Raw genomic sequence first — 22,901 nt, 5'->3', positions numbered from 1 at the left:
CTCGTTAGAACCCATCGATCCTCCGTTCAATTCGTCGCCATGGTTGCCTACAGGCTCAACGGACCTCGAAAAGCTCGCTCGAAGCGGCGGTGTCGGCCAATGGCGAGCCCGTCGCTTTTAAGAAATCCGCCAGATAAGCCCGCCGACCGGGCATCGTGATCGGATCAGGGATTTGGTGTGTGGGGTCAAGCAAAGTCGGTGTAGCGTCCGCTGATGGCTACTTATCAAACCCGTTCCCCAAAAGCGGACTGTCGCCTTCCCCCCCCCCAATTCTCCTGTCTGTTCGAGAAAATCAGAACAGAGCGGCGGTAGTCGCCTACATAGCGGGCATAAAAAGCACGATCGCTCACGGCCAAGTTGTGGCCGGTAGCGGAATATCGCCTTCGGCGCAGTGAAGAGGTAATAGCTGCTTACCATCTTCGTTCTTTGATGAAACTGATAAAGGCTCGAAGCGTCGCAGGAACATGGTCGCGCCCGTGATAGTAGAGCGAAGGCCCCTTGAAGCTCTGCCACCATGGTAAGAGGATCGGCTCAAGAGCACCGCTGTCGATTTCGCGCCGCACCCAATCCTCATAGAGGTGGACAATTCCGCCTCCCTCGACTGCTATTGCAATGGCCAGGTCAATCGCATTCGCGTCAACCGTTACCGGCCCGGTCACGTCAACTTTGACGACCTCACCCGCCCGCTCGAACTCCCAAGGCAACGCTGCACCGCCCCGCACGCTTGCTGGCAGACACTGATGGTCAAGCAAGTCATGCGGATGCTCGGGCCGACCATGACTGGCAAGATAGTCAGGAGAGGCTGCCGTTGCAAACCTTTGCCACTCAGGTCCAATCGGTACAGCGACCATGTTCTTGGTCAGGCGATCATCGTAGCGGATGCCCGCGTCGGAACCTACGGCGAGAATATCCACGAGGTCATGCTCCGCAACGACTTCAACCCGCACTTCTGGGTAAGCCTTCGAGAATGCGGGCAAGATACGAGGGAGGATGAGACGTGCGACCCCCAAAGGGACGTTGAGACGTATCGTTCCGCTGGGAGAAATGCGAAAATCATTGGCACTTTCGAGCGCCGCTTCCATCTCAACCATCACCAGTTGCAGGCGCTCCAGGAGTTGGGCACCGGCTTCCGTTGTGACCACACTCCGTGTCGTCCGGTTGAGCAAGCGGACCTCGAGTTGATCCTCGAGCCGCTTTACGGCCCCACTGAGACTTGACGCGCTCATGCCCGTTATCTTGGCTGCTTCCCGAAAACCTCCGGCAGTAGCCACGGCAACGAAAGCACGCGTCCCGGCAAAATCAATGCGCATTGTTCAATAATCCGTACATCATGTCGGATAATAACCATCTTATATGGCACAATGAATGCCCTTATGTCTCCTGTCGAAGGGGATCAATCATGAACAATCAAACCCGTATCGCGATCATCACTGGCGCAAGCCGTGGCATAGGGCGCGATACCGCTCTACGACTGGCTCAACGCGGAATATCCTCGATCATCACCTACAACACGGGTCGCGGCGAAGCGGACGAAGTGGTCCAGGCGATCCGGCAGGCCGGCGCACAAGCGGTGGCCCTTCAGCTTGACGTGGGCCAGGCGGCCAGCTTTGAGCACTTCACGGTGAATGTGCGTAAGGCTTTGGAAATTTTGGGCGCGGTGCGCTTCGATTATTTGGTTAACAACGCTGGCATTTCCTCTACCGCGACGCTGGCTGATGGAACGGAGGTCGAGTTAGACACGCAATTCGCGGTACATTTCAAAGGCCCGTATTTGCTAACCCAGGCGTTGCTGCCACTGATGAACGACGGCGGACGGATCGTGAATATCTCATCGGGCCTCGCGCGCTTCGCGTTCCCGGGTCGGACGATTTACGGCCCGATGAAAGCGGCTGTCGAAGCACTAACACGCTACATGGCGCTTGAACTGGGACCGCGCGGCATCTCTGCAAATGTCGTTGCCCCCGGGGCTATTGCAACGGATTTCAGCGGCGGCATCGTGCGCGACAATCCTGAAGTCAACAAGGCGCTGGCATCACATACCGCGCTTGGGCGCGTAGGTGGACCTGAAGATGTCGGACCGGTAATCGCGAGTTTACTGTCCGACGAGCTTGGATGGGTCAACGCTCAACGCATCGAGGTCGCAGGTGGCATCCACATCTGATCAGTTCGGGAAGAGATGCCGTAAGTGAGCATACGCCGCTTCGCGTATGAATGGCGGGATGCGTCCGGGCAGTGGTTCAGGTCGCACGGGAACGAGAACTGGGAGTTCGATGAAAACGGGCTGATGCGTTACCGCGCTACGTCTATCAATGACCAGTCCATTTCAGCTGCTAGCCGCCTGTTCCACTGGCCTGAAAAGCGGCGTCCGGACAGCCATCCCGCCCTTTCGGCACTGGGACTGTAACTGCCCGGAAGTGCTTCCTTACGGCGTTGAGCGGAACGCCTTGCGCCCTTCGGCATCCAAAGCCGCGAAGTCCTCATCTGACAGCGAGATGTCTGCGGCAGCGACGTTCTGTTCCAGATGGGCGACTTTGGACGTGCCCGGAATTGGCAGCATCACCGGGCTGCGTTTCAAAACCCAGGCAAGAGCGATCTGGCTCGGCTCCGCGCCGTATTTCTTCGCCATGGTGTCCAAAATAGACCCTGACGGCCAGATAGGGATTGCCGACAGCATCCGGACACACCTCGCCAACAGCGGGCAGATCCAGCGACATCACGAAATAGCTAGCCGGATCGTATCGCATTGTCCGTTCGCCGATCGTCATCGCCTTGCTGCCGGTCAGGATGATGTTGATCATCGGATCATAGACCGCTGCCAATTCGTGCTCTGGTATCGCTCCCTGCACCATCGCCACGCGCGGGATACCGGTCTCGGTACGCCTATTCCGGGCGATTGAAGCAAGGTGACGCAGTTCTACAAGCTGGTTTTCCATGTGCCTCTTGTGCGCCTCTCGTGTGGTCGCGGCAAACGCAAAGCAGGAATAGGCAAAATCGAGAGAGGATCAGGCGCTGCCGCGAACTGGCTCAACAGCTATCTCCAAATCACTCGAAAAGTAGCGGAGAACACCCTATGAAAATCACGATCATCACCGGCGGTAGCCGCGTCATCCACACCTGTAACCGCAATCCGGAGCAGGCGGTCAAGGTAGTGCAAACGATCAAAGTCGCCGGCGGTTACGTCGTCTGAACAGGAGATCAGAAATGCTCGACCACGTCTTCCTATCTGTTGCCGACCTCGACCGCTCCATCGCCTTCTACACGCGGGCACTCGCGCCGCTCGGCATCACTGATCGTGTCGATTACGATGGCATCGGCGTCGAACACCGACAGATAGACTACACGATCAACACCTGCCTCATGGGCGAGGTTCAGGGAGATAAGGGCTTGGGTGAACTCATCTCCAGTCACCGCATTGAGAAGAAACATCGCGTCAACGCCGGCCAAGGCGGCGCGCAGCGCGTCAATGTCGAGCAGGTCGCCCTGCGCGACCTCCACGCCTGTCGCAAAATTCGCCTTGGCGGGATCGCGGGTCAGCACGCGCACGGTCGCGCCGCGCTGGAGAAGCTGGTCGACGACATGGCGGCCAACGCGGCCGGTCGCTCCGATCACAAGAATGGTCATTGGTGCATCTCCCTGATGTCGTTGTTGACGACCCGAAAGTAGTGATCCATTGATCAGGCAATAGTCGCTTAATTTGGACAGACCATCTCAAAGGTGGAACGCATGGATTTCCTCGCGCTCGCGGATTTCACGCTCGTCGCCCGGCATGGGGGCTCCGGACGCGCGTCGCGCGCCGCCAATCGCCCCAAGGCCACGCTGTCGCGACGTGTGTCGGATCTGGAAGCCGCGTTGGACCTTCGTTTGTTCGAACGGGGCGCGCGTGATCTCAAACTGACGGAGGAAGGTCGGGCCCTGTTCGAGCGCGCGGGCAGGCTGTTGACCGAGTTAGAGGAGACGGCCAATGCGATCGCCTCGGGCGGTGAAAAGCCACGAGGTCGGTTGCGGGTCAGCGTCCCGCTGCTCTTTGCGCAGACGGCGATGGGCAAGATCGCGGCCGGCTTTGTGAAGGACTACCCGGATGTGCGCCTGGAAGTCACAAGCGACGATCGAGAAATCGACATGGTCGAGGAAGGCTATGACATGGTGATCCGGGTTAACCCCCGAGCTGACGAGACTCTGGTCGGTCGACCCTTTCTTCGCGACCGTCTGGTAATCGTGGCGGCACCGGACGTCGCGATGCGGCCGCGCGATACGGCGGTCCCGGCCGTGATCCGGGGCGGGGCCGATCCTTCGAAGGAGTGGACAGTCATGTCGACGGACGGGCCTTCGGTCATGACGATAAACCCCATCCTGTCGCTGTCTTCGATGATCATGGTGCCCGACGCCGTCAGGCTGGGCGTCGGCGTCGGGTGCCTGCCGCTTTCGCTGGCAGGTCCGGACCTAGCCGCTGGCCGACTTCGAAACTGGGGAGATGCGGCGGGGCCAGAGACGCATCTGTGGGCACTTTACCCGACACGCCGGCTTCTGAGCGCACGGGTATCGGCGTTCCTGACCTATCTACAGAAGTCATTTCCCGAAGGCTCGCCGGAGGAGTTGGCGGCTTTTCTGTGACAGCAAACACCTAACAGCATGACACGCCGCAAGAGAGCACTGTATCAGATTCGCAAAAATTTGTCCTGCACATAGGCTTTATTTAGGAGGATCGAGAAGTCGTTGATGACGTCTATACCCGCCTGTTTTCTGACGGATGGGACGTTCTAGCCCCGTGCAATTTTCGTAGTGCCTGAGCGTTCTATTTAAAACAAAAGTAGCCAACCTCATTGCAGTCGCAACTGCTGACACCGATCAAACCAGAAGAGGTCCACCTAGGAAAGAGTCACCCTGCAGAAATCATGTTCTACCAGTCACTAGCCAAGTCTGCGCATGACGCGTTTACATGACGGTCGGGCCGGGCGACACTTCTTGAGCCGCCTCATTCGAGACAATAAAGAAAGCAATAATCCGGCATCGGTAAAGGCATCACAGACCGACGGCCACGATCCCGATCAGTACGACGACAGCCCCCGCGATCCGACGCGCGAGATGGTTCTCGTGAAAGAGCCAGCAGGCGAGAAGAGAGCCTATAACGATGGACGACTCACGCAGGGGCGCAACGAGCGCCACAGGCGCCGTTTGCATGGCGCTGAGTATGAGGATGTAGGCCAGAGGGGAAAGCACGGCGACAATAAGAATCGGCATGGCATTTGTGCGGACAGCAGTCGGGATTCGATGTCGCCGACGAAGTGCGCTTGGCGTTAGCAATATGCCCTGTAGCAGCAGCGTGCCGGTGTAATAACTTATTGGTGCGAGATGCAGCGAATTTACTGAATAACTGTCCCAGAGAGTGTAGCCAGCAATGGTCGCGCCGGTCGCAGCACCCCATAATGCACCCTGAAGCGGGTGGTGACTTGCGCGCCTGAACGGATTCCCTGTGACAACGAGGATTCCTGCGATGATCAGGGAAGCGCCAAGCATCGCGACTGCAGTAAGGTGTTCTCCCATCAGGAGAACCGCGAAGAGCATCGTCAGCAATGGCCCCGTACCGCGTGCTACCGGATAGACTACGCCTAGCTCTGCGCGGTCATATCCGACCTGCAAGATCAGGGAGTATGCGATATGGAGCACCGCCGAGACGGTCGCGCCCAAGGCGAGCCGCCAGTGGAGCACCTGTTGCCCCGTGATCACAAGCGCGACGCAGATTGGCACACACAACAGCGCCGAGGTGCCGGTATAGGTCCAGACGAACAGTAGGGTATCGCCCCGCTTATATTTCGAAGCCAGGTTCCACATCGCATGGGCGACCGCCGCGACAAGGATTATTGCAACGGTACTCGGCAGCATCAGGCAAGATCGGGCAGGTCGATGCCCGCTCGCTCCGCTCTTCTACTACGCTCCGGATCGCGTAAGGCAAGCGCTGCGGCCAGTGCGTCGATGACGACGAGCTGGGCCAGTCGGCTGCCGGCGGCGGCCATCTGTGCCGGCAGTGGTGCGCCACCAACGACCAGTGCAATGTCCGCAAGGGTGGCCAACGGTGTGCCGTACTGATTGGTGACCGCAATAAGCGATGCTCCTGCGGCAGCAGCTGCATCGGCGACACCGAGCGTCGTTGGCGTGCGACCCGTCGAACTGACAGCTATGACGACGTCGCCCGGGCCGAGCAGGCGCGTGGCAATCATCGCCGACAAATAATCCGGGATGCCGATGGTCGTCACGCCAAGTGCGCGCAGGCGGAACACCGCGTCGGCGGCAACCGTCGCTGACGGACCCGCGCCAAAGGCGATCACCTGGCGGGCACTCTGGATAGAGGCAACGGCCTTGTCGAGCGCAGTCGTGTCGACGGCGCCGCCGAGCGCCATCAGAGCGTCGGTGCCCGCACGAATGGATGTTTCGAGCACGGTGGCGGTCGTCGCATCCGCCGTGAGTGTTTCAGAAGGTGCGAAGAATTCGGCCGTGCCGCGGGCACGGGCGATCTCAATCTTGAGTTCCGTGAAGCCGCCGAACCCGATTGCACGCGCGGCGCGGATGACGCTTGGTGCTGAAACGCCAGCGCGGGCGGCTACCTGCGCAGTCGTGCTGGTGCCGACGAACAAGGGATCGGTTAGCAGGAGTGCGACCACCTTCTCCTCGCTGGCAGCGAGGTCGCCGGTGCGTGCCTGAATGCCGCCGAGCCATTGGCCCAGCCGCCCCGCAGAATCCGAAATTTTATTACATAAATCAATCATGATGTGTAATACATTACAAAACACGCATCGAGCGCACAAGCTCCATGTGCGCCAATGCATTGCATATGAGCCGAAGGTGTCGCCAGGGAGGTCGTTTTCATGAATACGGACAGGAATACCGCTGTGGCTGTCATAGGTCCCGGGGCAATCGGCACCGTGATCGCGGCGGCGCTATATGAAGCTGGCCACACTCCGGTGTTATGTGGCCGCACTCCGCGAGAGCATCTGATACTTCAGGACAACGATTGCCTCATCACCGTCCCCGGACCGGTAAGGACTGACCCCAGACAAATCGCTTGGGGTGCTGACCTTGTCTTCCTCGCGGTCAAGGACACGCAAACCGAGGCGGCGGCAGAATGGCTGTCAGTATTGTGTCGCCCAGGGACCGTCGTGTGTGTGCTGCAAAACGGGGTGGAACAGGTGGAGCGCGTTGGGCCACACTGTCCGCATACGCAGGTCATACCTGCTGTCGTGTGGTTTCCTGTTCAGGCGCAGGCCGATGGCTCGGTGCGCTTGCGTGGGGATGTGCGTCTTACCCTGCCAGACATGTCGGCGTCACACATCGTTGTCGAGGCGTTGCGTGGCACCCGCTGTTCCGTAGACTTGGCCGGGGATTTCCTCTCTCAGTCCTGGCGCAAGCTGCTGCAGAACGCGGCGGCCGGCCTCATGGCGCTTACGCATCGGCGCTCAGGCATGTTCAGCCGGTCGGACATCGCCAGACTTACGCTCGCTTATCTACGGGAATGTCTGGCCGTGGCTCACGCCGAGGGCGCTGAACTTGGTGACGAGGTGCCTCAAGCGATCCTCGACAAGTTTCAGGCATCTCCTTCTGACATGGGCACGTCCATTCTTACGGACCGTGAAGCGGGTCGACCCCTTGAATGGGATATCCGCAACGGTGTCGTCTTGCGTCGAGGTCGTGCCCACGGGATCCCGACGCCGATCAGCGATGTGATTGTGCCACTTCTCGCGGTCGCAAGCGATGGCCCAGGCTAATTCATGGATGAAACGATCGAAAGATTATTGATTAAAATTTTTGCGATCTGATTTCGATGGCAAAGAAAGGCGTTGAATGGCTTCCCAGCATTTGATCCGAGATTGGATCTTTCAGTCTCCATGCTAATCTGCGTATACGAACTGCTCACCAGCACCGATCTCCAGCCATACTATCCCACGCTCGCAGCGTGGGATAGTATGAATGTTCTGCCCTGGATCACCGTCCGCAATTGGTGGACGGCGTCCCATCCTTTCAGGATGGCGGCGGATGAAGAGGCTGCATCGCACCTTCTTCACACCAGCCGACTTTAACTCCAGATGAAACGGCCGCCATTCGACCTCTGGCAATTGCTGTGCGTGCGAGCAATCGCACAGCATGGCAGTATCCATGGCGCGGCGCGTTTCCTGAACACTCGCCAGTCAGCCGTCAGCCGGTCCTTACACAACCTGGAGGAGCGGCTGAATGTCAGGCTGTTCACCCGCTCCCCGGCGGGTGCCGCTCCGACTGTCTTCGGTGAGGAGTTCGTCCGCTGGACCCAGACGATTCTGGACAATGTGGCGGGTATGAACGCCCGCGCACGGCGAACGGGCAAGGGCGAGCACGGGCAGATCTCCGTCGGCATCCAGACCTGCGTCCTGCCTGGACGATTTTCCGCCTTCACGGCCGAGTTCCGCACCACACATCCCGATGTCGTCTTCCATTATTCCGAGGGCACAGGCAAAAGGCTTTTGCGTCGCCTCCAGCGCGGACAGATTGATTTCGCGATCGTCACGCGCCGCAATCTGACTCCAGCCCTGCGGGTCACACCACTGTGGAGCGACCGCATCGTAGCAGCACTCCCGGTCAGTCATCCACTGGCAAACCAGCGCGTAATCTCATGGCCTGATCTACGGCATGATATATTCCTAATCGGACGGGATAACGCGGGTCAGGACTTCGAGGAACTTGTCCGACGAAAACTTGGCGAACCAGATATGCACCCGAAAATCCGGCGCCATGATATCGGCAGCAACCGGATCATAGCACTCGTCCAGAACAACGAAGGCATCGCCCTGCTCCCGGCATCGTGGCTGCCGCTTGCCCATGATCAGCATGGGCACGGCGTCGCAATTACGGACATACGTGACGCGAACGGTTCGTCTCATCTGGAATTCGGGATCGTCTGGCGACCCGACAATGGGAATCCCTGCGCCCGGAGCTTCGCCCGGTATATCGAAGACCGTAGAGCATGAAACTATCTTCCCGACACTACCGCTTTTTCCTTTCTCCGTGCTCTGACGAACCCCTTGTCTGATATCATGAACTGCCTAAGCATGAGTGCGACCAGCCGTGCCGGGTCCGTTGCCCCATCACTACCGGAAAGAAGTGCTGCATAAGCCAGCAAATCACGATGAACGTCAGGTGGTAACGCCACGGTCATTTTCACCAGTTTCTCGTCGGGAAGCTCGCGGATCTTCAACTCTGTCATCGTGGACGTCCTCCATTCTGGTAAGGCCTGAGTAACAGGTCGTGTCCAACAAGAATCGTAAACGGCAGCCCCGGCCGATCGGTCAGGGTCGGCTGGACGTTGAGGCTGCGATCGATCAGCCGGTTGCCAACCATCGAGAAGCCGTTGCTGGCCCCGAAGCGGATAGCCTGGGCCAGATTGTTCTCGCTCTGGCTGGTTCCGGCCTCGGAACCAACGCTGAGAAGCGTGGTCACGATGGCGGCCTTGAAGAGTTGCCCCCAGTGATTGTTCACTTCATCGGACAGGCCGGACTGACCGATGGCGTCGCCACCCGGCAGCTTCTCCAGCACCAGGCTGTCACCATTCGGGAAGATCAGCCGGGTCCAGATGATCTGGCTGCGCTGCTGCCCGAAAGAAATGCCGCTGTTATAGGCTCCAAACAGCAGACTCCCCTGCGGGATCAGCAGGAATCGGCCGGTCGGGCTGTCATAGACGTTCTGGGTCACATGCCCGATAATCTGGCCCGGCAGGTCGGAGCTGATTTTGGTGTTCAGCGCCCCCGCGATAACAGTGCCCGCCTGGAGGATATAAGGCGACGCCGGGGGCATGATGCGATCCGGGCTGACGGTCATGCGGTCGGGCTGCCCCGCCAGAAAGGCGCGGTTGCCAGATTGTGGGTCGGTCGCAGGTAACGGGTTTGCCTGAGAGACGGAAGCAGTTGGCGCGGGTGAGGACTGGTCGGCACCACGGTCACGGTCCCCCGTCTGCACGAACAGACGGCTGGCGATCGCAGCCTCGATCTCCTGTTGCGCACGGCGGTCATCGCCGCCTGACACGGCCTTTCCCTGCTCCTGTACGTGCAGGATGGTATGCCCAAGATCACCGGGCAGCGCTGGTCTCAGCTTCGGCACGTCCTTGCCGACATAGTCGGACGGCAACCCTGCCAGACCATCGGCGGACGAATGCGCGTCCACGTCCTGCGCCTCCGTCGAAGGGGGAGCCTGGTGGCTGCTTTCCAGCGCATAGCCCAGGGCAAACGCCACCGCGATCATGGCGGCACCTCCCAACGACCAGACCACGGTGCGCGACAACCGGACCACACGCGGGCGTTCCGCCCGCAGCCGCAGATCGGGTGGCGGGGATACTGCTGGTGTAGCAGGATTACCCTCGCCTGCCGGGGTTTCCCCACTCATGACTTCCTGCCATCCGTCCGCACTATGCGCACCCGCTGCTCGGAGTATTTGTCTCCCAGCCGTAATTCAGCAGCAGCAAACAGGCGGTCCACGATCATCCAGTTCTGCCGAACCCGGTAATTGACCAGTTCCGGTCCGCCATCGGCCCCTAGCACGAACAGGGGTGGCAGTGCTCCCTGCCCTATTCCCGATGGGAAGGCGATATAGACCTTGTGCCCGTCATCGAACGTCCGGCTGGGTAGCCAGGCCGGTGTGCCGCCCTTCACCGGCTGGATGGCGTAGCGAAAATTCAGGGCGTCGAGAGTGAGGCCCGCATCCACCGGCGCTTCGTCCTCTGCCGCACTGCCCTGCCGGCGCAGGGCGATCAGATCGTCTTCGGGATAGTTCCAGGAGACCGATGCCATATAAGTGGCTGGCGTTGACCTCAATTCGGCAAGATAGGTCCGCCGGTCCGTGTTGACGATCAGGTTGGTCGTGAGATCCGGCTTGGTCGGCTTGATCAGAATATGGATGCGCTTCGTCGTCCCTGCCCCGCTTTCGGTATCGCCAATGATCCAGCGCACAGTGTCACCTGCGGCGACCGGGCCGGTGCCGACCAGCTTTTCGCCCTGCTGGAGCATGATGTCGGTAATCTCGCCGGGCGAGGTATAGACCTGATAAAGCGCCCCCGGACTGTAGGGATAGACCTGCACGGCATTGATGAACCCGGCCCGCGTGGGCTGGATGCGCGCTGCCAGATTGGCCTCCGTGACGCGCACGGTCGGATCAGGAACCTCAGGAGGAGGACGAACAGCCCGTCGCACCGGAAGAGCTTTAAGCTGCCCCGGCAGGGGAAGCAGTTTCGGGACTTCCACCACCTGCACCGGTTTCGGCGGATCGGGCAGACGCGTCGCCTGCACGGCGTCATCGTAACGGATGACCGGCGGGTGATACTGCTGCGCGCATCCGGCCAGAGGCAGGACCAGCAGCGGCAGGACACGAAGCGCATGACGGATCATTGGCCCAGCTCCTTCGACCAGTTGATGCCAGAGACGTAGATACCCAGAGGATTTTTCCGCAGATGATCGGCGTCGCGAGGCGTCCGCAGCACGACCGACACGATGGCGGTCCAGTGTTCGGTGCCGGTGAAAGCGCCATCGCGGTAATGACGCTCGGTCCAGGCGACACGGAAACTGCCGGGCGAGGCGCGGATCACCGAGGCGATGTCCACCTCGACCTGCTCATGCCCAATGCGTGAGAAGGGATCGTTGAGACGGGCATAGTCGTTCAGCGCCACAGCGCCGGACGTGGTGGTGAAATCGTAGGCCCGCAGCCAGTTATGCCGGACCACCACGGCATCGGACGACAGGGAGCGGACATCGCCAATAAACTGCGCCAGATACCACGCGATCTGCGGGTCCGCAGGCGTATAACCCGCTGTTGCCGGAGTCACGACCTGCGCCTGCCCCAGCCGATCGACCTGCACCACCCACGGCGTGATGGTGCCACGGGCCGATTGCCAAACCACCCCCGCGCCCAGTCCGGCGGACAGGACTAATGAGCTGAAGGCCATCAGCCGCCAGTTGCGCGCCTGCACACGGGCGGAGCCGATGCGCTCGTCCCAGATCTGCGCCGCTTTCTGATAGGGTGTCACGGGCTCGGGCGTGGTCCCATAGCGTGTGGTGGAGCGACGGAACATCGCGTTTATTCCTTTTCCGAGAGATCGATGGACGCCGACCCGCCTCCGCCATCGGCGGAGCGGATGACATGAGCCGCCTCGGCGGCATGGGTGGCAGCATTGCGGCGCTTCATGCTCCGTGCCCAGCGCGGTGGCTCGCCGCCGGTTGTCGGACCGGAACCGCCATCGGGACCAGACGGACCAGAACCGGCAGGGCCGCTACCCGTGGGGTCACCACCACCACCAGATGAACTGCCGTCACCGCCATCGCCCGTTGGACTGTCGCCCCCCATCCCGCGCGCGGCCCATCGACCGCCGGCGGCGTAGCTTTCCTTGAGAGATGTGCCTGCACGCGAGGCCGCCCCTTTTGCCGCATTCGCGATATTCCCGCCGACAGCCCGGCCCATGCCTCCGATGCCGGCGGCCATGCTGCCCGCGCCGCCAGCGGCTCCGGCCGAATAGGCTGACGTGGCGGCCCCGGCGATCGCAGCCCCGCCACGTGCAGCAGCGGCGGTCGCGCCMACGGCTGCGGCACCGCCAGAAGCGACGGCTCCCACACCGGCGACCGCCGCAGCGCCCATCGCGCCCACCGCCATACCAGTGCCAACGGCGGCCCCTGCTCCAAGCTGGGGTGCGCCGGAGATAAGCCCATTGGCAATGCTGCCGCCAAAAATGGAGAGCCCAACAATCGCGAGCGAGGCCAGCACCACTGAGGTAGCCTGTCCGACCGTGGGAACAGCATCGCCGTAGGACGTCGTAAACTGCTTGAAGAGCACCGAAGCGATGGCGGAAATGACCGCCAGCACCATGATCTTCACGCCCGAGGACACGACATTTCCTAGCACCTTCTCGGCCAGAAAGGCGGTGCGATTGAACAGGGCGAAGGGGATCAGCACGAATCCTGCCAGCGTGGTCAGCTTGAATTCGATCAGGGCGACAAAAAGCTGCACGGCCAGAATAAAGAACGCCGCCAGCACGATCAGCCAGGACAGACAGAGCACGAAGATCTGGATGAAATTCGTAAAGAAGGCGACCGGGCCGAGAAGATTATGTACAGAGTCCAGAAGTGGCTGGGCCGCATCGAAGCCGGTTGACGCCAGACGACCGGGACGCAGGAAATCCGAAAGCGCCAGCGTTCCGCCCCCTGCCCTCAGACCAAGCTGAGCAAAACTGTCGAACATCACCTTCGACAGATGGTCAAAATCATTGATCAAAAAAGCAAAAAATCCGATATAAAGCGTCTTCTTCACCAAACGCTGGATGATGTCCTCATCCGCAGCCCAGGCCCAGAACAGCCCGGCCAGTGCGATATCCAGCACAGACAGCGTTCCGGCCAGCGAGATCACGTTGCCCTTCACCAGACCGAACCCGGTATCGATGGTGGTCGTGAAAGTGTTCAGGAAACTATCGATAACGCCAACGTCGCCCATTGCCATGACCTTCAGTTCCCGCTGCTGCCAAACATGGACACCGTGCCGGGCACATAGGCGTCATGCTGGGAGAAATGCTGATACTGCGCCTCGCTTTCCGCTTCCGTCGCGGCATCCCGCGCCTGTTGCAGGGCGGTGGCGCGGCCGTTGGCGGCGAGTTCCGCCTGGATGTCGGACAACTGGCGGGATTGCAGAGCCAGAAGCTGGTTTCCAGCCTGTGCCGCCTGCAACGCCCCGGTGGAGGTCTGGCTGGAAGACACAAGCTGGCTCATGGCCGAACTGTCACTGGGGATGTTGCCCACCACCCGCGCCTGCAGCTTCAAGGCATCCTCAAACCCACCCACGGAATTCTGCCACCGCGTCTGCGCCTGACTGAACAGGGCGCTGTCGGACATGCCCGACGAGACGGACGTGTAAGCCTGCTGGTATTGCTGCTCGACCGACTGCACACTGTAGGCGATGTTCTGCGCCTGCGCGAGCAAGGCCGTCGTCTGGGAAATCGTTGATTGCAGCGTCGACAAGGTGGACAGCGGCAGGCTCGCCAGATTGCGTCCCTGGTTGACCAGCATCTGGGCCTGATTGGCGAGAAAGGTGATCTGGTTGTCGATCTGCTGGAGCGTGCGGGCCGCGATCAGCACGTTCTGGACATGGTTCGCCCCGTCATAGACTGCCCATTGCGCGTGCGCCGGACGCAAGGGAGAGAACGTCCCACCGACCGCCAGCATTGCAGAAGTGAGAAGGACACTCCGGCGGAAATGTTTTTCGCTCGCGCGACCGAAAAATTCAGCCGAAGGCCGGAAAGATTTTGCTGTCATGGCCCGCCCTCCGATCCGCGATCGTCACGTAGAAGATCGGCCGCCCATGACACGCCGCGCGCCTCGAACCAGGCGGGGAGAAAACCGTCCCGCCCGTGCTTCGCGAGCACGGCATCAATCAACCGGTGATCGTCCTTGCCGGAGGCCGCACACAACGCCAGCGCCACCGGACCGAGGCCGAGTTCAAACAGCCGGTTGCCACGCTGGGTCTGGCAGTAATACTCCCGCTTCGAGGCAGCCCGCGCGATGATGGCAATCTGGCGGTCGTTCAGACCGAAGTCGCGATAGATGGTCATAATCTGCGGCTCGATGGCACGTTCGTTGGGCAGAAAGATCCGCGTCGGGCAGCTTTCCACCACGGCCGGGGCGATGGGTGAATTGGCGATATCCGACAGGGACTGCGTAGCGAAGATGACGCTGGCGTTCTTCTTGCGCAGGGTTTTCAGCCACTCACGCAACTGGCCAGCGAAATTCCTGTCATCCAGAACGAGCCAGCCCTCGTCGATCACAAGCAGGGTCGGACGACCGTCCAGGCGTCCCTCGATGCGGTGGAACAGATAGGACAGAACGGATGATGCCGCGCCGGAACCAATCAGCCCCTCGGTCTCGAACACCACCACATCGGCATCACCCAGCCGTTCGGTATCCGCATCCAGCAGGCGACCATAGGGACCACCCAGACAGTAGGGGGCCAGCGCCTGCTTCAGAGCATTGGACTGGAGCAGTGCCACCAGACCGGACAGGGTCCGCTCCTGAACCGGCGATGACGCCAGGGAATTCAGGGCCGACCAGAGGTATGCTTTGACGTCTGGCGTCAGCGCGATCCCTTCAGTGACCATGATCTGTCCCAGCCATTCGCTGGCCCATTTGCGCTCGTCGGCATCATCGATCCACGCCAGTGGCTGGAGTGAAACACCGGGAAAACCGTCCACACCCGAGGCGTCGTCATCCGTCAGGCCACCCCCGAGATCGTGCCAGTCTCCGCCCATGCTCAACGCAGCGGCGCGCATGGAGCCGCCGAAATCGAAGGCAAATATCTGCGCGCCCTGATAGCGGCGGAACTGCAACGCCATCAGCGCCAGCAGCACCGACTTACCCGCCCCCGTCGGTCCCGGGATCAAGGTATGACCGACATCACTGGCATGGAGCGAGAACCGGAATGGTGTCGCCCCTGCCGTTTTTCCGTAGAACAGCGGCGCCGCCTTGAAATGCACGTCCTGGTCCGGTCCCGCCCACACCGCGGAGAGCGGGATCATATGTGCGAGATTTAGGGTCGAGACCGGCGGCTGGCGCACATTAGCGTAAACATGGCCGGGCAAGCTCCCAAGCCATGCCTCCACGGCGTTCAGGCTTTCCGTCATGCAGGTAAAGTCGCGCCCCTGGATAATCTTTTCCACAAGACGGAGTTTTTCGGTCGCAATGTTGGCGCTGCTGTCCCAGACCGTCACGGTCGCGGTAATATAGGCCTGCCCGACATCATCAGCACCGAGCGACTGCAACGCGATATCAGCATCTGCCGCCTTGTTGGCGGCATCACTGTCCACCAGAACCGATGCCTCGTTGGTCATGACTTCGCGGACAATGGCCGCAATGCTCTTGCGCTTTGCAAACCACTGACGCCGGATCTTCGTCAGCACTTTCGTCGCATCGGTCTTGTCCAGCAGGATGGCACGCGTCGACCAGCGATAAGGCATCGCCAGCCGGTTCAGATCATCGAGAATGCCGGGGAAGGTCCGGCTGGGAAACCCAGTGATCGTCAGGGTTTTCAGGTACGCATCCCCGAGTTTCGGTTCCAGACCGCCCGAGAGCGGCTGATCCACCAGCAGGGCGTCGAGATGCATGGGGATTTCCGGCACCCTGACGCGCTGGTTCCGTGTCGAAATGGTGGAATGGAGATACGTCAGCGTTTCGCCATCGTTCAGCCATGCCGCCTCGGGCATGAATCCGTCCAGCAGGGCAAGAAGCCGGTCGCTGCGATCGATGAAGGCATGGAGCATGCCATGTGGATCGGGTCCGTCATGCTCCCTGCCCTCATACAGAAACCGGGCAGCCCGGTCAGAAGACTCCGCAGGCGGCAACCAGACCAGGGTGAGGAAATACCGGCTCTCAAAATGCGCACCCTCATCCTCGAACTGCTCCCGGCGTTCCAGATCGACCATCTGACTGGCCGCATCGGGAAAATCGCTGTTGGGATAGAGGGTCGCCGGCACACGCTGCGCTTCCACGAACACAGCCCAACCTGAACCAAGACGACGCAGGGCGTTGTTCAGCCGCCCGGTCACGCCGACCAGTTCGGCCGGTGTCGCACTGTCCAGATCAGGGCCACGAATTTTTGCCGTGCGCTGGAAGGAACCGTCCTTGTTCAGGACGACACCATCCCCGACCAGTGCCGCCCAGGGCAGGAAGTCGGACAGGAGGGAATGTCTATTGCGGTATTCGCCAAGGGACATCATGGCCGGTCTCCCTATGCCCGCAGCCAGGCGGGATAGCGGAGATGCCGCCGTCCAACCTCAATGAAGAACGGATCGTGCCTGGCGCCCCAGACCGCGAGTGTATGTCCCACGATCCAGAATGCCGCGCCGATCAGCCACAGGCGCAGACCCAGCGCGATCGCAGCCGCCAGCGTGCCGTTGGCGATGGCGACCGCGCGGGGTGCCCCACCCAGAAGGATCGCGTCGGTCAGGGAACGATGGACCGGGACATGAAAGCCCGGCACCGCATCATCGTCATAGCCCGCCATCAGATCAGCGCCCCGCCCGAGAAGGAGAAGAAGGACAGAAAAAACGAGCTGGCGGCAAAAGCGATGCTGAGCCCAAAGACAATCTGGATCAGGCGACGGAACCCGCCGGATGTTTCCCCGAAGGCCAGGGTCAGACCGGTCACGGTGATGATGATCACAGAGACGATCTTGGCCACTGGTCCCTGCACGGATTCCAGGATTTCGTTGAGCGGGTTTTCCCACGGCATGCCGGAGCCGGACGCCCAGGCTGACGACACAAAAACTAGCGACAGAAGCGTGGACGCTCCGAACATGCGAATATCCGGCACATGCCGATCAGGACGTGCAACAGCGCGCAGACGTGAAGGCGGCCTCATGATGACTCTCCATTGGCAGATCTTGATGTTTTGGAAGAGGGCAAGCTGACTGGCCGGATGCGATAGGCTCCCGTCACGGGATCCAGGCCGTCGACTTCAGCCAGTTCGGACAGGCGACGGGCCGTACCACGTCCGGACAGCACGGCGATGACGTCGATGGTCTCGGCGATCAGCGCACGGGGCACTGTGACGACGATTTCCTGAATCAGTTGCTCCATGCGATGCAGGGCACCGATGGCGGTGCCGGCGTGAAGTGTGCCGATCCCGCCGGGATGGCCGGTGCCCCACGCCTTGAGGAGGTCGAGCGCCTCGGGGCCGCGCACCTCGCCAATGGGAATACGGTCAGGCCGCAGGCGCAGGGCCGAGCGCACCAGTTCGGATAGCGTGGCGACGCCATCACGGGTGCGGAGCGACACGAGATTGGGTGCGCGGCATTGTAGTTCGCGCGTATCCTCAATCAGCACGACGCGATCGTCAGTTTTCGCGACTTCGGCCAGCAGGGCGTTGACCAGCGTGGTCTTGCCCGTGGATGTGCCACCCGCGACCAGGATGTTTTTCCGGTCTGCAACTGCCTGGCGAAGATATGCCGCCTGGCCTGCTGCCATGATCCCGGCTTCGACATAATCATCGAGGGTGAACAGCGCGACAGCGGGCTTGCGGATCGCAAAACTCGGGGCCGTCACTACGGGTGGGAGCAAACCCTCGAACCGCTCACCGGTCGGCAATTCCGCCGACACGCGTGGGGCTGCCTCGTGGACCTCTGCCCCGACATGGTGCGCCACCAGCCGTACAATGCGTTCGGCATCAGCCGATGTGATCGTCTCCCCGGTATCACCCAGCCCCTCGGACAGACGGTCAATCCACAGCCGCCCATCGGGATTGAGCATCACCTCGACAATGGCAGGATCAGCGAGGTGCCGGGCAATAGCCGGTCCCATCGCCGTGCGCAGCATGGACATGCCACGCTGGCGCGCACCACTGTCAATCGATGTGACCGCCATGGAAATCCCCGTCTCTGCGGGCCATCCGGCCTCTCCGGACGACGACGGGGACAATTAGAGAGTGCTGTTTTCTCCCGATTTCAACAGTATTTTCCAGCCATAGTACAGGATCGTACCGGATGCGGTTTTTACTTACGAATTGCGGGATCAGGTTTCTGGCGCTGGAGGCACATCGTCGGGAATTTCCTGCCGAAAGACCGGCCCCCGGCTGAGTCGTCGACCGAGAGCCGCCACAAACGCCTCGTAGCGTTCCACCCCCTGCGCCCGCGCGGCAGCGGCTGCTGGTTCCGGCAAGGGCGGGCTGACCGTCATCCAGTAGCGGATGAACAAAGCCAGCGTCTCAAGGCTGATCCCAAGATCGCGCTCCATGCGGGCGACCTGCCGGTCAAGGCGGTCTAACCTGCGGCTCATCGACGCTTCCCGTCGCTCGTCGGCATCGGGTGACAGAAAGGACGCAATGGCGGCTTCCGCTACCACGGACAGGGAGAGATCGCGCCGCGTAGCGTGCGCGGTCAGGGCATCCAGCAGTTTCGGCTCCAGATAGACCGACAGCCGTACCTTCTTCGGGGATGTTCTCATTGCACCCTCACAACCCAAGGTCATTGCCACGGTCGAGCCCAGCCTGCCGGGCAATCCGTGTCAGGTTGGCGCGATCCCGTGCTTCCGGATCGGCGAAGGCTCCTCGCCAAAAAGGTCCGGTGCTGCACGCCGCTTGCGTTTGCCGGTCTCCGCCGGATCATGCTCGCGCGACCACTTCCGCCCCGTGCCGAGCGCTTCATCGCTATCGGCATCATCGGGCCTGTCAGGCTCCGCCGCCGACATCTGCTGCTCCGGTGGCGGAGTGACAGGAGACGGGCGGCCACTCCAGTCATCAGGTCGCACGGGCCGTGGCAATTGCGTGGGATCCGGCGGCGGCAGAACGCGCTCGACGAAGCGTCGGTCCCGGAAATACCGCGCCTTCCGCACGCGGATCGGCGGACAGCCTGCCACCATGACCACCTCATCCCGCGCCGGAAGCTGCATCACCTCACCCACCGTCATCAGGGGTCGCGCGCTTTCCTGACGCGAAACCATGAGATGCCCCAGCCAAGGCGACAGCCGGTGCCCGGCATAGTTCTTCTGCGAGCGGATCTCAGTGGCTACCCCCAGCCCGTCGGACACGCGCTTCGCGGTCCGTTCGTCGTTGGTGGCGAAACTCACCCGGACATGACAGTTGTCGAGAATACTGTTGTTCTGGCCGTACGCCTTATCGATCTGGTTGAGGGACTGTGCGATCAGGAACGCCTTGATCCCGTAGCCCGCCATGAAGGCCAGCGCGCTCTCGAAGAAATCCAGCCGGCCAAGGGCAGGAAATTCATCCAGCATCAGCAGCAGGCGACGCCGTCCCGCGCGGCCGGATAAATCCTCCGTCAGCCGCCGCCCGATCTGGTTGAGGATCAGACGGATCAGCGGCTTAGTGCGGCTGATATCCGAGGGCGGGATGACGAAATACAGCGAGACAGGCCGGTCACCCTCCAGCAGGTCACTGATCCGCCATTCGCATCGACTGGTTACTGTCGCCACTACCGGATCGCGATAGAGGCCAAGAAACGACATGGCAGTGGAGAGCACGCCGGAGCGCTCGTTGTCCGATTTGTTGAGCAGTTCCCGCGCGGCGGACGCCACGACGGGGTGTGGCCCCGCCTCCCCGAGATGCGATGTCCGCATCATGGCCGACAGGGTCGCCTCGATCGACCGCTTGGGGTCGGAGAGGAATTTCGCCACCCCGGCGAGGGTTTTATCGTCCTCGGCATAGAGCACATGCAGGATCGCCCCGACCAGCAGGGCATGGGAGGTCTTTTCCCAGTGGTTGCGCCGTTCCAGCGATCCTTCGGGATCGACCAGAATATCGGCGATGTTCTGCACGTCGCGGACCTCTGACGCCCCACGCCGGACCTCCAGCAGGGGGTTGTAGGCCGAGGACGCCGGGTTGGTTGGATCGAACAGCAGCACCCGCCCGAAGCGATTCCGGAAACCGGCGGTGATCTGCCAGTTCTCGCCCTTGATGTCATGGATGATGGCCGAACCCGGCCAGGTCAGGAGCGTGGGAATCACCATGCCCACACCCTTGCCGGTGCGCGTCGGCGCGAAGGTCAGAACGTGCTCGGGGCCATCATGCCGGAGATAGGCCCGGCGGTATTTCCCCAGCACAACGCCATCTTCGCCCAGCAGCCCCGCCGCGCGGATTTCAGCATCTTCGGCCCAGCGGGCAGAGCCATAGGTCGCGGCGCGCTTCGCCTCACGGGCACGATGAACAGACAGAGCCACGGCGGCTGCGAAGGCCAGAACCCCGCCGGAACCCGCGATCCAGGCGCCGCGTGCGAAGACCGCCGGGGCGTAGGCGTCGAACTCGTACCACCACCAGAAAAACAGCGGCGGGGCATAGACCGGCCAGCGATGCAGGACCGTGAACCACGGCCGGCCGAGTTCCGGCTGGAACGCCAGTTCCCAGGCCGTCCATTGTGTGGCCGTCCACCAGGACAGCACGATCATGGACAGGACCACGAGCACCTGCCCCCACTGGATACGTGTTCCCGGCTGATCCATCGTGTCCTCCCCTTGTTATGGGAGACAGCGAAGAACCGGGATTTTCCGGGACGCAATCAGGATCCGATGGTCGTCGTACTGTGGCGGGCAGAAGCGAAAAAATACTTGCGCATTGCGGGCTACAGACAACCCCATCCATCATACGCGGAATATCCCTCGGAAGGAGTCGCGCCATGACTGGCCCACGGAACCTGCTCTGGTCTAACGACACTGTCGATCAGCAAGACACGGAAGAGCAGAGGAAGCTCGACGGTGTGATCGACGCGGTGAACAATCTGCACATTCGGCACGGCTTGCTGAGTGACGAGTTCTCGACGCTCTGATCCGATGCCGCAATTCGCGATCTACCGAAACCGGGATCCCGCTCGGTATCCATATCCAGAACAATCACTTTGAGTGCGGTATAGGCCGCGTCATAGCCAGACCCGCTTCCAACGTTGATCATGTTCTCTATATGTTCTAATGAAAATTTTAAAGAGATCATTCAAATCTCTGGTTGCGATTTGAGCGTTGAGAAGCCAAACATTGAGGAGATGCGGATAGCCGCGGATAGAATCGGAGCATGTGATGGGCAAGGACGGAAAAGACGCGCATCGGGTCACCGCCACCCTGACCAAGCAGCAACACGCGGAAATGGCACGCATCGCGCGCAAGTATGGAATGACGACCGCTTGGCTTGTGCGGCGAGCATGTGAGCGACTTATCGAGCAGGAAAACGGCGGCCCCCTTCTCCCATTGGCCCTTGGAGAGACCAATGCTTAGCGCGGAGTTATTCTGTGGATGTGGCGGCCTCGCTCTCGGCATGTCCCGCGCCGGTTTCGAGCACGCGCTCCTCGCGGAATGGAATAACGAGGCTGTTGCGACCCTGCTGCATAATAAGCGGCGACGCATCAAACATGTGGCGCAATGGCCGATTAGCGGCGAGACCGACGTCCGAGACATTGATTGGTCACCCCTCGCGGGTAAGCTTAGGGTGGTTTCTGGTGGCCCACCGTGCCAGCCTTTCGGCATCGGTGGCAAGAAGCGCGGCCACGAGGATGATCGCGACATGTGGCCGGAAGCCATTCGCGCGGTACGGGAAACCCGACCTGATGCTTTTTTGTTCGAGAACGTCCGCAATCTCGCTGGCCCCAAGTTCCAGAGCTATTTGGAATGGATCGCGTCACACCTCCGTCATCCGCGCATGACGCGCCGGGAAAACGAGACTTACGCCGGGCATCTTCAGCGCCTCCTACAGATCGATCGCCTTGGGGATTATCAGGTTTTGGTGCAGGTCGTGAACGCGGCTGATTACGGCGCGCCGCAGATACGTCATCGCGTCCTTATTTTTGGCATCGCCTCGCGTCTTGGCATCAATCCCGAACCCATGTCTCCGACTCATTCGCGAGATCGGCTGCTTTGGGAGCAATATGTAACGGGAACGTACTGGTCCCGACATAGCCTCCCAACGAAGACCGCTCCCGTGACTGGGGTTGACGCGGCGCGCGTGGCTCGTCTCAAAGCATCGAACGTCGAACCTATCGGGCTTCCATGGGTTACGGTACGTGACGCTCTGCTCGGTCTCGGAGAGCCCAACGGCGAGAGTAACCACGTCTATCAGCCAGGTGCGCGTGTTTACCCTGGACACACCGGCAGTCCTCTGGATCTCCCCGCCAAGGCCCTAAAAGCGGGCGATCATGGCGTTCCCGGCGGCGAAAACATGGCGGTGCTCGATGATGGTGGGGTCCGTTATTTCACCACTCGCGAGGCGGCACGCCTTGTGGGGCTTCCCGACTCGTATGTTTTTCCGCGATCATGGACCGAGAGCATGCGTCAACTTGGGAACGCCGTTCCAGCGCAGCTCGGAGAGGCTGCGGGACTTTGGTTAAAAAGACTACTAGCGCGAGCGGACGGGGCACGGCGGGCCGCCTGAAGCAGC

Annotated in this window: 21 protein-coding genes and 4 pseudogenes; 7 read left to right on the top strand and 18 right to left on the bottom strand. The window is 61.1% G+C overall.

Annotation, left to right across the window (positions count from 1 at the left end; all coding sequences use genetic code 11):
• Positions 1-410 precede the first annotated feature (410 nt).
• Complete coding sequence (locus KP701_RS12115) at positions 411-1,310, bottom strand: LysR family transcriptional regulator (RefSeq protein WP_086646704.1); 900 nt, start codon at positions 1,308-1,310, stop codon at positions 411-413.
• A gap of 89 nt (positions 1,311-1,399) precedes the next feature.
• Here KP701_RS12115 and KP701_RS12110 point away from each other — a divergent pair, with 89 nt between their 5' ends.
• Both KP701_RS12110 and KP701_RS12105 read left to right on the top strand, forming a co-directional pair.
• Positions 1,400-2,161, top strand: a complete 762-nt coding sequence (locus KP701_RS12110) for an SDR family NAD(P)-dependent oxidoreductase (RefSeq protein WP_086646705.1) — start codon at positions 1,400-1,402, stop codon at positions 2,159-2,161.
• Between the two features lie 36 nt (positions 2,162-2,197).
• Positions 2,198-2,404, top strand: a pseudogene (locus KP701_RS12105) (DUF1348 family protein); the annotation flags it as partial.
• Between the two features lie 18 nt (positions 2,405-2,422).
• Here KP701_RS12105 and KP701_RS12100 read toward each other — a convergent pair.
• The 3 genes and pseudogenes from KP701_RS12100 to KP701_RS12090 all read right to left on the bottom strand — a co-directional run.
• Positions 2,423-2,647 (bottom strand): annotated as a pseudogene (locus KP701_RS12100) (aldo/keto reductase); the annotation flags it as partial.
• Between the two features lie 49 nt (positions 2,648-2,696).
• Positions 2,697-2,849: pseudogene (locus KP701_RS16335) on the bottom strand (AraC family transcriptional regulator N-terminal domain-containing protein); the annotation flags it as partial.
• A gap of 370 nt (positions 2,850-3,219) precedes the next feature.
• Positions 3,220-3,621: an SDR family oxidoreductase gene (locus KP701_RS12090; RefSeq protein WP_086646706.1), complete on the bottom strand. Its 402-nt coding sequence runs from the start codon at positions 3,619-3,621 to the stop codon at positions 3,220-3,222.
• Between the two features lie 102 nt (positions 3,622-3,723).
• Here KP701_RS12090 and KP701_RS12085 point away from each other — a divergent pair, with 102 nt between their 5' ends.
• The gene (locus KP701_RS12085) at positions 3,724-4,611 is read left to right on the top strand and encodes a LysR family transcriptional regulator (RefSeq protein ID WP_086646707.1); all 888 of its coding nucleotides are present in this window, start codon (positions 3,724-3,726) and stop codon (positions 4,609-4,611) included.
• 408 nt (positions 4,612-5,019) lie between these two features.
• Here the strand turns inward: KP701_RS12085 and KP701_RS12080 are convergent, their stop codons facing one another.
• Both KP701_RS12080 and KP701_RS12075 read right to left on the bottom strand, forming a co-directional pair.
• Positions 5,020-5,880, bottom strand: coding sequence for a DMT family transporter (locus KP701_RS12080; RefSeq protein ID WP_086646708.1), 861 nt, complete (start codon positions 5,878-5,880; stop codon positions 5,020-5,022).
• Positions 5,880-6,761, bottom strand: a complete 882-nt coding sequence (locus KP701_RS12075; RefSeq protein ID WP_086646709.1) for a MurR/RpiR family transcriptional regulator — start codon at positions 6,759-6,761, stop codon at positions 5,880-5,882. Before KP701_RS12075 ends, KP701_RS12080 begins: the two co-directional genes overlap by 1 nt.
• Before the next feature lie 99 nt (positions 6,762-6,860).
• Between KP701_RS12075 and KP701_RS12070 the strand changes: the two genes are divergently transcribed.
• Entirely contained in the window at positions 6,861-7,757 is an 897-nt protein-coding gene (locus KP701_RS12070) for an oxidoreductase (protein ID WP_086646710.1), read from the top strand.
• Positions 7,758-8,075: 318 nt separating this feature from the next.
• On the top strand, positions 8,076-8,990 hold the full coding sequence (locus KP701_RS12065; RefSeq protein ID WP_086646712.1) for a LysR family transcriptional regulator: 915 nt from the start codon (positions 8,076-8,078) through the stop codon (positions 8,988-8,990).
• A gap of 2 nt (positions 8,991-8,992) precedes the next feature.
• On the opposite strand, the gene KP701_RS12060 is transcribed toward KP701_RS12065, so the two are convergent.
• From KP701_RS12060 to KP701_RS12005, 12 genes and pseudogenes are all read right to left on the bottom strand, one after another.
• Positions 8,993-9,226 (bottom strand): DUF2274 domain-containing protein, encoded by a 234-nt coding sequence (locus KP701_RS12060; protein ID WP_086646713.1) that lies wholly within the window; start codon positions 9,224-9,226, stop codon positions 8,993-8,995.
• Positions 9,223-10,398: a TrbI/VirB10 family protein gene (locus KP701_RS12055; RefSeq protein ID WP_086646714.1), complete on the bottom strand. Its 1,176-nt coding sequence runs from the start codon at positions 10,396-10,398 to the stop codon at positions 9,223-9,225. Before KP701_RS12055 ends, KP701_RS12060 begins: the two co-directional genes overlap by 4 nt.
• Entirely contained in the window at positions 10,395-11,396 is a 1,002-nt protein-coding gene (gene trbG / locus KP701_RS12050) for a P-type conjugative transfer protein TrbG (RefSeq protein WP_086646715.1), read from the bottom strand. Before trbG ends, KP701_RS12055 begins: the two co-directional genes overlap by 4 nt.
• Positions 11,393-12,076, bottom strand: a complete 684-nt coding sequence (gene trbF, locus KP701_RS12045) for a conjugal transfer protein TrbF (RefSeq protein ID WP_086646716.1) — start codon at positions 12,074-12,076, stop codon at positions 11,393-11,395. The genes trbG and trbF overlap by 4 nt, the downstream gene beginning before the upstream one ends.
• A gap of 5 nt (positions 12,077-12,081) precedes the next feature.
• On the bottom strand, positions 12,082-13,491 hold the full coding sequence (gene trbL / locus KP701_RS12040) for a P-type conjugative transfer protein TrbL (protein ID WP_086646717.1): 1,410 nt from the start codon (positions 13,489-13,491) through the stop codon (positions 12,082-12,084).
• Between the two features lie 5 nt (positions 13,492-13,496).
• Complete coding sequence (trbJ, locus tag KP701_RS12035) at positions 13,497-14,300, bottom strand: P-type conjugative transfer protein TrbJ (RefSeq protein WP_086646718.1); 804 nt, start codon at positions 14,298-14,300, stop codon at positions 13,497-13,499.
• Complete coding sequence (gene trbE / locus KP701_RS12030) at positions 14,297-16,753, bottom strand: conjugal transfer protein TrbE (protein WP_086646719.1); 2,457 nt, start codon at positions 16,751-16,753, stop codon at positions 14,297-14,299. The genes trbJ and trbE overlap by 4 nt, the downstream gene beginning before the upstream one ends.
• A gap of 11 nt (positions 16,754-16,764) precedes the next feature.
• A complete protein-coding gene (locus KP701_RS12025; RefSeq protein WP_086646720.1) occupies positions 16,765-17,040 on the bottom strand; it encodes a VirB3 family type IV secretion system protein in 276 nt (91 codons plus the stop codon).
• A complete protein-coding gene (locus KP701_RS12020; RefSeq protein ID WP_086646734.1) occupies positions 17,040-17,333 on the bottom strand; it encodes a TrbC/VirB2 family protein in 294 nt (97 codons plus the stop codon). The genes KP701_RS12025 and KP701_RS12020 overlap by 1 nt, the downstream gene beginning before the upstream one ends.
• 59 nt (positions 17,334-17,392) lie before the next feature.
• The gene (gene trbB / locus KP701_RS12015; RefSeq protein WP_086646721.1) at positions 17,393-18,397 is read right to left on the bottom strand and encodes a P-type conjugative transfer ATPase TrbB; all 1,005 of its coding nucleotides are present in this window, start codon (positions 18,395-18,397) and stop codon (positions 17,393-17,395) included.
• Between the two features lie 147 nt (positions 18,398-18,544).
• Positions 18,545-18,976, bottom strand: coding sequence for a ribbon-helix-helix protein, CopG family (locus tag KP701_RS12010; RefSeq protein ID WP_086646735.1), 432 nt, complete (start codon positions 18,974-18,976; stop codon positions 18,545-18,547).
• 7 nt (positions 18,977-18,983) lie between these two features.
• Positions 18,984-20,983: pseudogene (locus tag KP701_RS12005) on the bottom strand (conjugal transfer protein TraG).
• 173 nt (positions 20,984-21,156) lie between these two features.
• Here KP701_RS12005 and KP701_RS12000 point away from each other — a divergent pair.
• Together KP701_RS12000 and KP701_RS11995 are read left to right on the top strand one after the other, a co-directional pair.
• Entirely contained in the window at positions 21,157-21,306 is a 150-nt protein-coding gene (locus tag KP701_RS12000; RefSeq protein WP_198943910.1) for a hypothetical protein, read from the top strand.
• Between the two features lie 431 nt (positions 21,307-21,737).
• On the top strand, positions 21,738-22,895 hold the full coding sequence (locus KP701_RS11995; RefSeq protein WP_086646723.1) for a DNA cytosine methyltransferase: 1,158 nt from the start codon (positions 21,738-21,740) through the stop codon (positions 22,893-22,895).
• Positions 22,896-22,901 lie beyond the last annotated feature (6 nt).

This window comes from Gluconobacter sp. P1C6_b (assembly GCF_018811945.1).
Lineage (GTDB): Bacteria > Pseudomonadota > Alphaproteobacteria > Acetobacterales > Acetobacteraceae > Gluconobacter.
This window is presented reverse-complemented; position numbering and strand designations above follow the sequence as displayed.

Coding starts and splice junctions, on each gene's coding strand:
- KP701_RS12115 (WP_086646704.1), bottom strand. CDS start 1,310: ATGCGCATTGATTTTGCCGGGACGCGTGCTTTCGTTGCCGTGGCTACT.
- KP701_RS12110 (WP_086646705.1), top strand. CDS start 1,400: ATGAACAATCAAACCCGTATCGCGATCATCACTGGCGCAAGCCGTGGC.
- KP701_RS12090 (WP_086646706.1), bottom strand. CDS start 3,621: ATGACCATTCTTGTGATCGGAGCGACCGGCCGCGTTGGCCGCCATGTC.
- KP701_RS12085 (WP_086646707.1), top strand. CDS start 3,724: ATGGATTTCCTCGCGCTCGCGGATTTCACGCTCGTCGCCCGGCATGGG.
- KP701_RS12080 (WP_086646708.1), bottom strand. CDS start 5,880: ATGCTGCCGAGTACCGTTGCAATAATCCTTGTCGCGGCGGTCGCCCAT.
- KP701_RS12075 (WP_086646709.1), bottom strand. CDS start 6,761: ATGATTGATTTATGTAATAAAATTTCGGATTCTGCGGGGCGGCTGGGC.
- KP701_RS12070 (WP_086646710.1), top strand. CDS start 6,861: ATGAATACGGACAGGAATACCGCTGTGGCTGTCATAGGTCCCGGGGCA.
- KP701_RS12065 (WP_086646712.1), top strand. CDS start 8,076: ATGAAACGGCCGCCATTCGACCTCTGGCAATTGCTGTGCGTGCGAGCA.
- KP701_RS12060 (WP_086646713.1), bottom strand. CDS start 9,226: ATGACAGAGTTGAAGATCCGCGAGCTTCCCGACGAGAAACTGGTGAAA.
- KP701_RS12055 (WP_086646714.1), bottom strand. CDS start 10,398: ATGAGTGGGGAAACCCCGGCAGGCGAGGGTAATCCTGCTACACCAGCA.
- trbG (WP_086646715.1), bottom strand. CDS start 11,396: ATGATCCGTCATGCGCTTCGTGTCCTGCCGCTGCTGGTCCTGCCTCTG.
- trbF (WP_086646716.1), bottom strand. CDS start 12,076: ATGTTCCGTCGCTCCACCACACGCTATGGGACCACGCCCGAGCCCGTG.
- trbJ (WP_086646718.1), bottom strand. CDS start 14,300: ATGACAGCAAAATCTTTCCGGCCTTCGGCTGAATTTTTCGGTCGCGCG.
- trbE (WP_086646719.1), bottom strand. CDS start 16,753: ATGATGTCCCTTGGCGAATACCGCAATAGACATTCCCTCCTGTCCGAC.
- KP701_RS12025 (WP_086646720.1), bottom strand. CDS start 17,040: ATGGCGGGCTATGACGATGATGCGGTGCCGGGCTTTCATGTCCCGGTC.
- KP701_RS12020 (WP_086646734.1), bottom strand. CDS start 17,333: ATGTTCGGAGCGTCCACGCTTCTGTCGCTAGTTTTTGTGTCGTCAGCC.
- trbB (WP_086646721.1), bottom strand. CDS start 18,397: ATGGCGGTCACATCGATTGACAGTGGTGCGCGCCAGCGTGGCATGTCC.
- KP701_RS12010 (WP_086646735.1), bottom strand. CDS start 18,976: ATGAGAACATCCCCGAAGAAGGTACGGCTGTCGGTCTATCTGGAGCCG.
- KP701_RS12000 (WP_198943910.1), top strand. CDS start 21,157: ATGACTGGCCCACGGAACCTGCTCTGGTCTAACGACACTGTCGATCAG.
- KP701_RS11995 (WP_086646723.1), top strand. CDS start 21,738: ATGCTTAGCGCGGAGTTATTCTGTGGATGTGGCGGCCTCGCTCTCGGC.